14 protein-coding genes are annotated in these 13,786 nt (G+C 49.8%); all 14 read left to right on the forward strand.

The features are described 5' to 3' along the window. Positions 1-60: 60 nt before the first annotated feature. The 14 genes from ACYQ2N_RS14650 to ACYQ2N_RS14715 all read left to right on the forward strand — a co-directional run bounded on the left by ACYQ2N_RS14650 (position 61) and on the right by ACYQ2N_RS14715 (position 13,714). Entirely contained in the window at positions 61-1,284 is a 1,224-nt protein-coding gene (locus ACYQ2N_RS14650) for a class I SAM-dependent methyltransferase (protein WP_459999983.1), read from the forward strand. 89 nt (positions 1,285-1,373) lie between these two features. Continuing rightward, complete coding sequence (locus ACYQ2N_RS14655; RefSeq protein WP_459999984.1) at positions 1,374-1,865, forward strand: hypothetical protein; 492 nt, start codon at positions 1,374-1,376, stop codon at positions 1,863-1,865. 381 nt (positions 1,866-2,246) lie between these two features. Further along, on the forward strand, positions 2,247-2,621 hold the full coding sequence (locus ACYQ2N_RS14660) for a hypothetical protein (RefSeq protein ID WP_459999985.1): 375 nt from the start codon (positions 2,247-2,249) through the stop codon (positions 2,619-2,621). A 141-nt stretch (positions 2,622-2,762) separates the two neighbouring features. Then, a complete protein-coding gene (locus ACYQ2N_RS14665; RefSeq protein ID WP_459999986.1) occupies positions 2,763-3,338 on the forward strand; it encodes a Uma2 family endonuclease in 576 nt (191 codons plus the stop codon). A 326-nt stretch (positions 3,339-3,664) separates the two neighbouring features. Then, positions 3,665-5,920 carry a chemotaxis protein CheW gene (locus ACYQ2N_RS14670; RefSeq protein WP_459999987.1) on the forward strand — a complete coding sequence of 752 codons (2,256 nt, stop codon included), beginning with the start codon at positions 3,665-3,667 and terminating at the stop codon, positions 5,918-5,920. An 18-nt stretch (positions 5,921-5,938) separates the two neighbouring features. After that, positions 5,939-6,385, forward strand: coding sequence for a chemotaxis protein CheW (locus ACYQ2N_RS14675; RefSeq protein WP_459999988.1), 447 nt, complete (start codon positions 5,939-5,941; stop codon positions 6,383-6,385). After that, positions 6,369-7,586 (forward strand): protein-glutamate methylesterase/protein-glutamine glutaminase, encoded by a 1,218-nt coding sequence (locus ACYQ2N_RS14680; protein ID WP_459999989.1) that lies wholly within the window; start codon positions 6,369-6,371, stop codon positions 7,584-7,586. The genes ACYQ2N_RS14675 and ACYQ2N_RS14680 overlap by 17 nt, the downstream gene beginning before the upstream one ends. Positions 7,587-7,595: 9 nt before the next feature. Next, a complete protein-coding gene (gene flgC / locus ACYQ2N_RS14685; RefSeq protein WP_459999990.1) occupies positions 7,596-8,114 on the forward strand; it encodes a flagellar basal body rod protein FlgC in 519 nt (172 codons plus the stop codon). Between the two features lie 4 nt (positions 8,115-8,118). After that, a complete protein-coding gene (gene fliE, locus ACYQ2N_RS14690) occupies positions 8,119-8,448 on the forward strand; it encodes a flagellar hook-basal body complex protein FliE (protein ID WP_459999991.1) in 330 nt (109 codons plus the stop codon). Positions 8,449-8,548: 100 nt separating this feature from the next. Further along, a complete protein-coding gene (fliF, locus tag ACYQ2N_RS14695; protein ID WP_459999993.1) occupies positions 8,549-10,138 on the forward strand; it encodes a flagellar basal-body MS-ring/collar protein FliF in 1,590 nt (529 codons plus the stop codon). Then, positions 10,139-11,143, forward strand: a complete 1,005-nt coding sequence (gene fliG / locus ACYQ2N_RS14700) for a flagellar motor switch protein FliG (protein ID WP_459999994.1) — start codon at positions 10,139-10,141, stop codon at positions 11,141-11,143. Next, positions 11,127-11,999: a FliH/SctL family protein gene (locus ACYQ2N_RS14705; protein WP_459999996.1), complete on the forward strand. Its 873-nt coding sequence runs from the start codon at positions 11,127-11,129 to the stop codon at positions 11,997-11,999. Before fliG ends, ACYQ2N_RS14705 begins: the two co-directional genes overlap by 17 nt. Then, positions 11,959-13,278, forward strand: coding sequence for a flagellar protein export ATPase FliI (gene fliI, locus ACYQ2N_RS14710; RefSeq protein WP_459999998.1), 1,320 nt, complete (start codon positions 11,959-11,961; stop codon positions 13,276-13,278). The genes ACYQ2N_RS14705 and fliI overlap by 41 nt, the downstream gene beginning before the upstream one ends. Further along, positions 13,271-13,714 carry a flagellar export protein FliJ gene (locus ACYQ2N_RS14715; protein ID WP_459999999.1) on the forward strand — a complete coding sequence of 148 codons (444 nt, stop codon included), beginning with the start codon at positions 13,271-13,273 and terminating at the stop codon, positions 13,712-13,714. Before fliI ends, ACYQ2N_RS14715 begins: the two co-directional genes overlap by 8 nt. The last annotated feature ends 72 nt before the right edge of the window (positions 13,715-13,786 follow it).

A 13,786-nucleotide genomic window follows, 5' to 3' on the forward strand; every position in this document is an offset into this window, starting at 1 on the left:
AAACCAGTCGATTATAAGTTCAGGAAAATAGTTTATCCTTGTTAAGAAAGGGAGGAACAAATGAATCTCAAATGGAATAAAATCAATTCTTTTTCGGGTAATCGGACCTCACCTTTGTTAAGCTATTATCGTCCATGTCCAGTCTGTGGTTCAACACAGTCAAGGACAATTTGGTCAACCGATAGCTTTCAGTTTTTCTCAGATGACATCGACGTCCACAAACGCATAGATTTAAGGGTTCATCTGTGTTCGAGGTGTTTTGCCCTCTTCCTAAATCCTTGTTACTCAAATTTTGGTTTCAAGGAACTTTTTTCCGAAGCCGGACAATCGTACGGCTCTTCCGATCTTAGGCCCAGTGAGCAACTGCAGTGGTTATCTGAAAGAGGCTTATTGCAGTCCAGTAACGCTGTCTTAGATGTTGGGTGTTTTGATGGGCGTTTTCTAGCCCTTCTTCCTCCAAGTTTGAAGAAAATCGGTGTAGACATTGATAAAGGAGCAATTAATAGAGGTAGAGAGGTCTATGCCCAAAAAGGGATTGAGTTTATTTTAGGTGATCTAGAAAGCTTCCGATTTGGAGGGAAAGTGGATTTAATCCTCATGTTCCATGTCTTAGAGCACCTTGCAAATCCTGTGGCTGTGTTGCGTAACTTGCGGTCCATGTCTCATAAAGACACTGTATTAGTATTAGAAGTCCCGATTTTGGAAAATGGTATGACTAATGATATAAATGGTTTCTTAAGTGTGCAACACATGACTCATTTTAGCAAGAAGAGTTTGGAGAATTGTCTTAGGGCAGCTGGGTGGGATGTGATAGAATGTCAAGAACAAGATGCTTATAATGGCTACCGTGTAATGGCTAAGATAACTAATAATATGTTTAAGATTCAGGCAGATAGGTCAGATTTATCATTCCTATATGGATATCTTTCATCGTGGTATGAAGCTCTACAGAAAGTGGAGTCCATTGTTAAAAATATCAAAGATGATAGACTGGTAATCTGGGGTGCGGGTTTGCATACGGAGTTTCTTTACCAAACGACTTCTCTCTTTCAGCCCCGGAATCGAGAATATGTTATTGTCGACAGCGATCCTTTAAAGCAAGGTAAGTCCTGGCGAGGGATATCAATTCATAGCTCAGAAGTATTGGCGGAGGAAGATCTCACAGGAGTGCAGATTCTTATTTCCAGCTATGGTAGTCAAAATAAAATATTAGAAGCGATTAATGAGATATCCAAAAGACCGCCTAATGTTATTACTCTTTATGAACATTTGAGGGTTTATTAAAAGTGTTCTATTTTTAGAGATAATGAATTCCCAGGATATGATGGAGGGAATGCGTATCCGAAACTTAGAGGTAAAGGAAGAGAGATGCTGTGAATCCAAAAATTGAGTCACTTACGCACAAAATTACTGAAGCTATCCGGGAAATAATTCCACTATATGAGGAGATTCTTAACATCACGCTTAGTTTGGACGGGCTTACCATCGATGACAGCATCGATACATTTAGCACAAGCTTAGAGGAACGACAGAAACTGATGGTGAGGATAGACACCGCTGCTGCACTAATCTCCGAGTGGAAGGTAGAAATTTGTAATCTGGCAGAAATAAAGGATTTTGCTTTGGAAAAGCTAAGCCAACATCTGAACGAGAATACCCTGCAGGAATTGGTAGCAGAGTTTGGACGTGTGGAAAAGACCATCCAGGAGATCCGGGAGCGGGACGAGAAGCTTAAAGATCTCGTCGCTATGAGTAAAAATGAGACCCTGCTGGCTCTTCACCGCCTGCATTCGGGTACCAAAGCCAGAAATGCCTATTCAAAAAAGGCAGTGCCGGAGCCTCATTTCATTGACGGCGAAAAATGAGCAACCGAGCCAACAAGAATGGAGCAAGTTCAATGAAAGTTGCAATAATCAAGTCCTCGGGGGTTATTGCCCCTTAGGTAATTGGACGGATATATTAAGGCCTTTCAGGCTGCCCAAAACCAAGTATTAGCTCTAACGGTTGGACAAAGTTATGAACGATCCGAGTCGGAAAAACTAAATGATTTTCAGCCGGATATCATTCTTGCTTATGGGTAAGGGATTGGGGTTCCATATGCTATAATGGAGTCTGAGAAGGCATTTGATGAATGGAGGTGGTGTTGGGCAAGATTCCACTGGCTACCATTCGGGAATTGGCAAAGGAGCTTGAGATAAACATTCAATCAAAAATGGGAAAATTTTATATTGAAGGGGGTTTCGTTCATGGAAACAGATGAGAGTGTTTTGTGCGGTAAGTGTATCTATTGTGGTACAACCGAAAATGTCCATGCGTTCTGTAAGACTCAACACAGTGAAAGCGAGGAAAAAAAAGTCTGTTATTGCGTCTGCCCTGATTGTGTTGAACATATCGAAAAGAATCTGGAACCGAATGTCCCTTGTGAAACCTGTGAAATCTGTGGTAAAGAAACAGAAGTATTCGCTTTCTGTTCTTATGCCCCTACTGATGAGGGAACTCCGGAAAAAGTTTGCTACTGTGTCTGTCCGGACTGTGTGGAAAAGCTCCAGGACAAGGTCTTCGATTATTATGAGGAGGTCTTAAACCAAGGATATACCCCGGTCAAACCCGAGAAGAAGTAAAGAGTGTTCGATAGTCTCTTTGTCTTCTAAATGAACGGTCACACGTTCACACTTCCATGAATGTGGTATAATATGGGAAGATAGGGAGGGAGGAATCGGACGTTCCCGATATTTCCATTTGCACAAAGGAGCGTGTTTTTAATGCCATTACCACAAGAAGGAAGAAAATACACCTACGCAGACTACCTAACCTGGCCAGAAAACGAAAGATGGGAGATTTTAGACGGAGTACCCACTATGCAAGCAGCTCCAACTTGGCAGCATCAGGCCATATCGGCAGCCTTGCTTGCGCAGTTTTACAATCACCTATTGGGGAAGCCGTGTCACGTGTTTGCCTCCCCGTTCGATTTGAGGCTACCGGATGCGGACGAAAAAGATGAAGATACCACATTTGTGGTGCAGCCAGACATTATCGTTATTTGTAACAAAGAAGGGTTAAGAGGAACGGGGTATTACGGAACGCCAGCCCTTGTCATAGAAATCTCCTCCCCTTCCTCTTCCAGGTCCGATAAAATATCCAAATTCAATCGCTATGAAAAAGCAGGCGTTCAGGAGTACTGGATTGTAGAGCCAGAAGGAAAGATTGTCAACGTCTTTGTGCTTCAAGATAATAAGAGGTATGGAAGACCGGAGGTCTATGCAGAGGAAAATCAGATTATCGTCAACGTCTTGCCTGATCTGGCCATCGATTTGACATCGGTATTTGCAACCATTTGAACATTATGAATTTTGTTCACAGGGTCGCCCTCCGGCACCCTGTTTTATTATTGCCCAAAAGTCCTAGGCCTTTTCTCGCATGCACCTGTTTACAGGATTTGTCCGGAAATGCTACTATGAGAAAGGAATTGGATATCTATGAAACTTTTATCACTTATTCAGAGGAATTCAAAAAAATATGGCGAAATAGTAAACGAATTGGTCTACCCTAAAACAAGTCAATTCCTGAGTGAAACAAGAATACGATACATATGAAGCGTACATAGGACATGCACGGTACTGATATGAATCTTAAGTAAGGTTGAAAGATAGGGGTGGGGTAAAAAATGAGCGAAGACGATTCCAAGACCCAAGGAGTCGATATCGGGGAATTCCTGGAATTTTACCTACTCGATTCGCAAGAACAGATAGAGAGGCTCGGGGCAGGGCTGTTGCAGTTGGAAAAGGAAGGGACTAACATCAGTCTGATCAATGACCTTTTCCGTTCTGCCCACAGCCTTAAAGGAGCTTCAGGGACGATGGGCTTCACCCCGATTGTGGCTCTTACTCATGCGGCGGAGGATTTGCTGGATCGTTTGCGGCAGGGGAAAATGGAAGTGTCGATGGATATGATCGACATCCTGCTAGCGGTGACCGATCGGGTGCGGGCGATGCTGGGCCAGGTCGAGCAGCGTCAGGATATCGATACCGAGTGTGACGATTTGGTCCAGGCTATGAAAGCCCTCATGAGCGGAGAGGGATTAAGCGCAAAAAGTGATGCCGGTGTTGCAGCACGCGGGGCCGGGTCAGCAGCAAGCAGCGCCGGGACAACAGGGACAGACGGCAAAGAACAGGAAAACTCTGAGGGGGTCAGCTTTACCCCACGGGATTTTGCTCTTTCTTCTTCCGAATGGGAGAAGCTTCAGAATGCCCAGATTATGGGACACGGAACCTACCAGGTTGATGTAACTCTTGCCGTCAACACTCTCATGAAAGCAGTGAGGGCGGTAATGGCTGTGCAGCGTACGGAGAACGTGGGCAGTGTGCTTAAAATTATGCCGAGCATGGAAGACCTGGAAACAGGGAACTATGACGGGTTTTCTTTGCTTGTCATAAGTGATGAACCACCTTCTGAGATTAGCGAAGAAATCCTTGGTGTCTCGGAACTAGTGGAAGCAGTAATACATCCCTATCCGGCAGTGGAAAAATTAAAAAGTGCCCATGCATCCAGGCGCGAGGCTATTTTGGAAAGTAATCCGGGAGCAGGTGGAACTGCTGTGGCCAAAACAGCATCCGGTGGACGTCCGGAGGGAATACTTGCGCAAGCAGCCAGTGAGCAGGCTCCGAGCTCTGTGTCCAAGGGGCAAAGTGCTGGAGTGGCTGGGGGGACTGCTGCCGGAGAAGGGAATGCGCAAGTCCACACGATCCGCGTTGATACGGTTCGGATGGATAATCTCATTAACTTAGTCGGGGAGATGGTGATTACCCGTACCCGCCTGGTGCAGATTGGGCTTGACCTTAAAATCGAGCATCGTATGGACCCCTTAGTTAATAACCTAAATGAGACTAATGTTTATTTGGGCCGCTTGATGAACGATCTCCAGGAAAGTGTCATGCGCCTGCGGATGGTGCCAATCGGTACCGTCTTTAATCGGTTTCCACGCTTGGTGCGTGACCTTTCGCGCAAGACTGGTAAAGATATCGAACTTGTGCTTAAAGGGGAAGACACTGAACTCGATAAAACAGTGGTCGAGGTCATTGGGGATCCCTTAATGCACCTCATCCGCAACTCGGTCGACCATGGGATTGAATCCCCTGAAGAACGGCGGGCGGGGGGCAAACTAGAGTCAGGGCACATTACGCTTGATGCCTATCACGAAGGGAACCATATTGCTATTTTAGTATCTGATGACGGCACGGGGCTTCCTTTGGATAAGATCCGCCGGAAAGCGGTTGCCAGAGGGATGATCGGGGAGAGAGAAGAACTCTCTGACCGTGATATTGCCAATCTTATTTTCCTGCCAGGCTTTAGCACTGCCGAGAAGGTTACAGATATTTCCGGACGCGGTGTGGGTATGGATGTTGTTAAAAAAGCCTTGAACAATTTGGGCGGTATGATTGACATCGACACCCACCGGGGTCAGGGAACGACCTTTACGATCCGGCTTCCGCTCACTTTGGCTATTATTCAGGCCTTGCTGGTAGAAGTAGGGGATGAAATCTATGCCGTTCCGCTTTCGTCTGTGCTTGAGACCCTCCTGGTCCGACGCTCTGATATCAAGACTGTCGGGGGACTGCCCATGGTGCAGTTGCGTGGGAACACCTTGCCTCTGATCTCCCTGCAGGAAAAATTCGATTTGCCGAAGCAGGAAAATCCAGGCAGTGAGGTCTTCGTGGTCGTTGTCGGCTTAGGGGAAAAGTCCATCGGCCTGGTAGTGGACGGTTTGCGAGGACAGCAGGAAATAGTGATTAAATCTTTGGGAGATCTCCTTAATAACTTGCCTGGTATTGCCGGGGCCACAATCCTCGGGGACGGCAAAGTGACCTTGATCCTCGATATCGGATCCTTGATTCAGGATCTATTAGTTATGCGCAAAAGCTAATATAGAGGAGGTTTATATATGGCGGAAGAACAACTGGTGACCTTTGGTCTTGGCTCAGAGGAATTTGGCGTTGACATTATGCTCGTTCAGGAAATAATCCGCATTCCTCCACTTACGAGGGTTCCCAAAGCTCCTCCTTATGTGGAAGGAGTGATAAACTTACGCGGTAATGTAATTCCTGTGGTCAGCCTGCGCAAGCGCTTTGGCATGGATAAGGCTGAAGAGACTGACTTAAGCCGGATTATCGTTTTACAGGTTCAGAAAAAAGTCTTTGGTATCAGGGTTGATGCTGTTACGGAAGTTTTGCGCCTTGATACCGCTGCGATCGAACCGCCGCCGTCGGTGGCTCTGGGTATGGACTCGCAATTCATCCGTGGGGTGGGCAAAATCGGAGAACGCCTACTTATTCTCTTAGACCTCGACCATATCATGGGCGGGGAGATGAGCCATGAGTTTAGTGCCTGATTCCCGGATTGGCGTACTAATTGTGGATGACTCCCCCTTCATGCGCTTGACGATACAGAAAATCCTTAGCCAAGATCCTGGAATTAAGGTACTGGATACAGCGAGGGACGGGCGCGAAGGAATTGAAAAATTAAAAGCTCTCAAACCTCAAGTTGTGACCATGGATGTGGAAATGCCGGTGATTGACGGCTTGCAGGCCTTAGACGAGATCATGCGCTGGCAACCGACGCCGGTGATTGTCCTCAGTTCCCTCACAACTCAGGGGGCTGAAGCCACGCTTAAAGCCCTGGATTTGGGTGCTTTTGATGTGGTGGCTAAGCCTTCCGGAAGACCGGGGGCAGATTTGCAAGCTCTGACGCAAGAGTTACTTGATAAAATTAAAGCTGCAGCCGGAGTTAATTTAGCTCGTCTACGGCAAAGAGGTTCGACGGTAAGTGCAACTGGTGCGAGCACTACAGTGCGACCATTGGGTGCCGGAAACACATCCGCCAAAGGAGCAGCTACAGTCGGGTACAAGGGTGCTGCCGCCGGATCAGATATTGTGAAACCCGCTGTTGAGGTACCGAAGGGGGGAAGTGCTCAGACGATTCGCGCGGCAGAGCGAACATCTTGGCCCAGACATGTGCCGGAAATCGTGGCTATTGGCACTTCAACCGGAGGGCCTTCCGCTCTTCAGGCAGTTCTGCCTCAACTTCCGGGAAATTTCCCGGTGCCGGTGATTGTGGCTCAGCATATGCCGCCAGGCTTTACTGCGCCCTTGGCCGAAAGACTCAACACCCTGTGTGCTCTCGAAGTTAAGGAAGGGATAGCAGGGGAAGTGTTAAAGGCCGGCAAAGTGTATATCGCTCCGGCCGGCAAACAGATGCAGGTGCAGCGTCGCGGGGGCCAGCTTGTCCTTCAGATTACGGACGAGTCCCCGATAACTACGCTCTACCGGCCTTCGGTGGATGTGATGTTTTTCTCCCTCGCCAAGGAAGTGGGCAAAGGGACACTGGGCGTAGTCATGACCGGGATGGGGAATGACGGGATGCGCGGGATGCGCGAGATTAAAGCTCTTGATGGGTTTGCAATTGCCGAAGCCGAGGAAACCTGCGTGGTTTACGGCATGCCCCGAGCTTTGGTCGAAGCAAAGCTAGCTGATCGCATCGTCCCGTTGGGGGAAATCGGGAAAACCATTACAGATTGTGTCCTAAGGAGGTAAGTAAGCCTTATGGGGGTTTTTCAAGCGATTGATATCAGCGCGTCCGGCCTCACGGCCCAGCGCCTGCGTCTGGACCTCATTGCCAATAATATTGCGAATGTCAATACGACACGAACCGGACAGACTACCGCTGGCGGCAACCCTATTCCTTACCGGCGGCAAGTGGCCGTATTTGTGCCACGCCCGCCAGAGACAGGTTTCGCCCAAGTTTTTAGGGAAACCATGAACCGATTTGGTCAGGCTTCTACATCCCTGACTGCTGCATCACCAGCGGGTAACGGAGTGCAAGTGGCAGCAGTAAGTGAAGATGAAGCCCCGTTTCGCCTTGAGTACAACCCAGATTCCCCGGATGCGGCCACAGTGGCGGAAGCAGGGATACCGGCAGGTTATGTCAGGTTGCCCAATGTTAATATCGTGACGGAAATGGTGGATATGATCTCCGCCTCGCGTGCGTATGAAGCCAATGTCACTGCGCTTAATGCCAGTAAGTCGATGGCCTCTAAGGCCTTAGAGATCGGAAGGGGGTAATTAAATGAGCATTAACGGGATTTTGCCGCTCTCCCCTCTGCCGCCCATCGGGCAAACAGGGGAAACCGCCGCAGTTAAAACTCCGGTTCTGGGGAACGGCGCAGCCAAAGCAGGTGTGGATTTTAGCAAGTTCCTGCAGGAAGCCATTGACCAGGTAAATGCTCTTCAACAAAACGCGGAAGCTGCCAGCACCGGTTTAGCAACTGGGAAAATTCAAGATCTGCACACGGCTATCATCGCCTTGGAAAAAGCGAGCCTCTCCATGTCCCTCACTGTCGAAGTGCGCAATAAAGTGCTCGATGCTTACCAGGAAATGATGCGGATGCAGATTTAGTTATTTATGTCTTCAACTTTGTATACGGATGCCTCTCGTTTTTTGAGTAGGGTACAAACGAGGTAATTTTTTCCTAAAAGTTCTAGAAAGGAGGAGCACAATGGATTTTTCTTGGGGTGGGATGCAAAAATCAGTGCGCGAGTTTTGGCAAAAGCTTTCTCGCCCGCAGAAGATTATTACAATCGTTGCTCCTCTGCTGGTGGCAACAGCTTTATTCGGGCTTATTATCTGGGCCGGTCAGCCGAACTATGTCTCTATTTATAAAGGGACAGAAGCGGAAGCAGGAGCTATCAGGAATAAACTAGTGGATCTTAAATTCAAATACCAGTTGGCTGACGGCGGCACTAACATTTTAGTGCCTCAGGCTCAGGCTGCTGAAGCCAGGCTTCAGCTTGCGGTAGCAGATCTGCCGCAAGGGAGCAAGTTCAGTTACGACTACTTAAATCAAATGCGCATCGGGGAGACTGACGCTGACCGCAAGCTGCGCCAGCTCCTGGGACTGCAAAATGAACTGGAAACCACAATTAAGACTCTGGCCGGGGTGCAGGACTCCAGGGTGCATATCGTGATGCCTGAAAAATCCCTGTTTGTAGAAAATGAGAAAAAAGCGACAGCTGCGGTTACCCTTAAACTTGCTCCCGGGACTAAACTGGGGGATGATCAAATCCGCGGGATTGCCAATCTCATGGCGGCTTCGGTCGAAGGACTGGAAATGCAGAATGTGACTGTTATGGATACAAACGGGAGCGTGCTTTCAGATGTCCTGGGCAACAGCAATGATCCTAACCGCCTGACCGGCACCCAGCTTCAGCTTAAGCAGACAGTGGAAAACAATATCCAGAAGTCTGTGCAAAGCATGCTCGACCGCGTCTTCCCGGGACAAACGGTGGTGCGCGCAAATGTCACATTGAATTTTGACCAGGTCTCAGTAAAAGAGCAGCAACACGGACCCGGAGCGGTCGTGAGCAAGGAGACCTCCACTGAAACGAGCACGAATGGCTCAGCCGTAGGAACTGTTCCGGGCCCAAATACCAATATTCCGGGTTACCCCGCTCCTACTGCTTCCGGTACGCCTTCCAGTTCGAATAGTTCGAAAACTACGGAAAATTTCCAGGTAGATGTTACCCAGACAGAAAGAATCATTAATCCGGGTTCGATCTCTCGCCTTTCAGTTTCCGTTATGCTGGACGGGGAGACGGTGACCCAGGCCCAAGCGGATCAGATCAAAGAAGTGGTGGCTTCGGCAGCCGGAATCGATGTTAACCGCGGGGATCAGATCCAGATCGCGGCTATCCCGTTTGACAAGCAATCCCTGATGGCGGAAAAGGCTGCTATGGCGCAAGCAGAGCAAAAACAAAAAATTCTCACCTACGCTGAACTTGGAGCCGGGGTGTTGTTAGGTATTCTCTTTCTGTTGATCCTGTGGCGCGCACGCTCCAAGTATAGGCAGGGAGGATCCTTAGCCCTGGCCGGGTCATTTGAGCCTGTGCCCTTGGCGGCGGCGGAAGAACTTCTGCTGTCTCAGAGACAGGCGGAAGCAGAGGCTAAGTTTAAAATTGCTCAGAAACAGGCTAAGAGTGCCGATGAGATCGAAAAGCAAAAAGTGAAAGAAGCCGTTGAACTATATACGCGCAATAATCCGGATGAGGTTGCTCGCTTGGTTAAAACCTGGCTGTCGGAGGACAGATAGATGGCACAAGACTTAAACGGTATCCAGAAAGCTGCTATTCTCCTGATTACGCTGGGTCCGGAACATTCGGCGCGCGTAGTGCAGCATTTAAGCGACTCTGAGATTGAACAACTTACTTTGGAGATGGCAAATATCCGCAAAATCGCCCCGGAAAGCCGCAACCAGGTGATTGACGAATTTCATCAGATGTGCATCGCCAATGATTATATTGCCCAGGGAGGGATTGAGTACGCCCGAGATGTCTTAGAACGGGCTTTGGGGGAACAGAAAGCATTTGAGATTATTACCCGTCTTTCTTCTTCCTTGAAAATGCGGCCCTTTGACATGGTGCGCCGTACCGATCCCAAGCAGCTGCTCACGTTTATTCAGGGGGAACACCCGCAAACTATTTCCTTAATAATGTCCCACTTGCCGCCGGACAAATCAGCCATCCTGATTTCAAGCCTGACTCCGGAGCGCCAGGCGGATGTGGCCAAACGCATGGCTTTGATGGGGCGGACCAGCCCGGACGTGCTGAAAGAGATTGAAAAGGTGCTGGAGAGGAAAATCTCGAGTCTGGCACCCCAGGATTACTCCAGTTCCGGCGGAATTCAGAGTGTGGTTGATATGCTTAACCGCGCTGATCCGGGGACCCTTAAGAATGTGATGGACACCTTGGAAATGGACGATCCGGATTTGGCCGAGCAAATCAAGAGGCAAATGTTTGTGTTCGAAGATATTGTTATACTTGATGACCGCGGTGTCCAGTTGGTGTTGCGTGAAGTGGAAACAAAAGACCTGGCCTTGGCTTTAAAAGGATCGAACCCGGAAGTTTCTCAGAAAGTGCAGTCCAATATGTCAGCGCGGGCGGCCCAAATGCTCAAGGAAGATATGGAATTTATGGGTCCGGTGCGCTTACGCGATGTAGAAGATGCTCAGCAGCGCATCGTAAAGGTTATCCGCAAGCTCGAAGAAAGCGGTACAATAGTTATTTCCAGAGGTGGTAGCGATGAAATCATTTACTAGTCAGCGGGTAGTAAAAAGCTATGCGGTTGAAGTCTCCGCTCCCAGGATGCTGGATTGCCAAGTTGACGCCTTTCGATCCCTAATGTCCCATCTGACAGTGGTTACGGTGGACGAAGATAAAGAAGTTCTGAGGGCCGTGAAGAATGAAGATGATCCTGAGAAGCAGGATGGTGCTCAGAGCGTAGAGCAGGCTAAGGCTGCAGAGGAAGCAACGGCGATTATAGCCAAGGCGCGCGCAGAGGCTGCAGAGATTCGCCGCCAGGCCGAAGAGGATGGAGCGGCAATCCTAGCCAAGGCCAGGGCAGAGGAAGAAAGCCTCCGCCTCCAGCTTGAAGCGGATGTGCGGTCAGAGGTATTTCCCCAGGCGCAGCAGGAAGGGTATGAAGAGGGAGTGCGGGCGGGGAGAGAAGAGGGTGCGAACTTGCGGGCTGAGGCCTACGCGCTCCTGAGTCTGGCGCAAACAGCACTAGAAGCAGAATATGTTAAAGCTGATGAAGAAATCTTGCACCTGTCAATCTTGATTGCCGAGCGCCTGGCGCGGGCCGCGTTAAATATAGATCCTGCGCGCTTGGTGGCGATCGTGAGAAATTTGAGCCTTTTACCCCAGGAACGGCAGGGATGGAGGCTTCATCTTTCAACCGCAGATGCTGATTGGATACAACGATTAGAGCCGGGTGAATTGCCCTGTCCGTGGGTTGTGGATGAGAGCCTGCATAGAGGAGACTGTGTGCTCGAATGCCAGGAGGGAATTTTTGATGCCAGGGTAGCAGCCCAGCTTGAGAGATTGGAAGAGACATTGCGGGAGGAACTAAGACGTGGGACAGTGGCAGAGGCTGGCTCGGATAGCGGAGAATAGTGAAACAATACTCTCACTGGGCCAGGTTGCGAAGATCGTGGGTCTGATGATTGAGTCTGCAGGGCCGCGGGTCAGTGTGGGGGAGTATTGTCTCATCCGGACGCGCGCCGGGCGGGATATACCGGCAGAGGTAGTAGGTTTTAGAGATACTACCACTTTGCTTATGCCCCTGGCCGAACTGGAAGGGATAGCGCCGGGGGACAAAGTAGTACCCCAGCGCCACCGACTGGCTGTGTCTGTAGGGGGGAACCTTTTGGGACGAGTCTTAGATGCCCTGGGACGACCGCTTGATGGGAAGCCCTTGGCCTGTGAAAGGGTGTACCCTTTACAAAACGCCCCGCCCAATGCCCTCTCCCGACCTCGGATTAAAGAGGAGTTAAGCGTGGGGGTGAGAGCGCTTGACAGCTTGCTTACGCTCGGACGCGGGCAACGGATGGGGATATTTGCCGGGTCTGGCGTGGGTAAAAGCACGTTGCTCGGGATGATGGCCCGCCACACTGAAGCGCATGTCAATGTCATCGCCTTGGTAGGAGAGCGGGGGCGGGAATTAAGGGATTTTTTAGAAAAGGACTTAGGTACGGAGGGACTAAAGCGCTCCGTCATCGTTGTCGCTACCTCCGATCAGCCGGCCTTGCTCAGACTGAAGGCAGCTTTTACGGCCACCGCCATCGCCGAGTACTTCCGCGATCAAGGGCAGAATGTCTTACTGATGATGGACTCCGTCACCCGCTTTGCCATGGCTCAGCGCGAAGTAGGCTTGGCAGCCGGAGAGCCCCCTGCTACCCGCGGTTATCCGCCTTCCGTTTTTGCCCTCCTACCCAAACTGCTTGAACGTGCAGGGATGGCAGAAAGAGGGAGTATCACCGGGATCTACACCGTGTTGGTTGACGGGGATGACCACAATGAGCCGATTGCTGATACCGTACGTGGCATCCTGGATGGACACATCGTTCTTACCAGGGAACTGGCTAGGCAGAACCACTATCCGGCGATCGATGTCCTGCAGTCTGTGAGCAGGTTAATGCCAGATGTAGCCGGTGCCAGGCACCTGGAACTGGCGGCCCAAGTGCGCGAACACATGGCAGTCTACCAGGAAGCTAAGGATTTAATCGACATCGGAGCCTATGTACAGGGGAGCAACCAGCGCATTGATGCGGCCCTGGCCCACATAGACAATATTCGCGCCTTTCTGAGGCAGGGCACGGAGGAAGAGGTGGAATTCAGCCAGATGCTTAAACAATTAGAGCAGATTTTTGCTGGGAGGAAGGGTAATGCCTAAATTCCGCTTCCGGCTTGAAGCGAGTCTGCGCTTGGCTGAGTTAGCGCTTGAAGAGGGGTTACGTCGGCTGGCCTTAGAAGTTAAACGCATGCAGGAGCTTCAGCAAGAGCGAGATGTGGGTGTGGACGCTTGGACTAAGGCTGTGGCAGGACAGCGCCTGGCAGGAATAAATACCCCTGAGGATCTTGGACTCTGGCAGAGATATGCCCACACGTGTGTGCAGCTTGTACGCGCAAAGGAAAAGGAACTTCTGGGGCAGGAAAAAAAAGTGCAAAAATGCCGGGAAGAACTGGCAGAGGCGTACAGGGAAGCGGAGAAATTCCGCCGCCTAAAGGAAAAACAGCTGCGTCTGTTTCGCTTGGCTGAAGAAAAAAGGGAACAGAAGATACTCGATGAGGCCGGACAGGTACTATACTGGCATCAGACGAGGGGCTAGGAGACAGAATTCAGAATTCAGTAGTCAGAATACTTCCAGACGATAAAGAGTTGAATAAACCGTTCTCTCATT

The sequence above is a fragment of the Paradesulfitobacterium aromaticivorans genome (assembly GCF_054657415.1).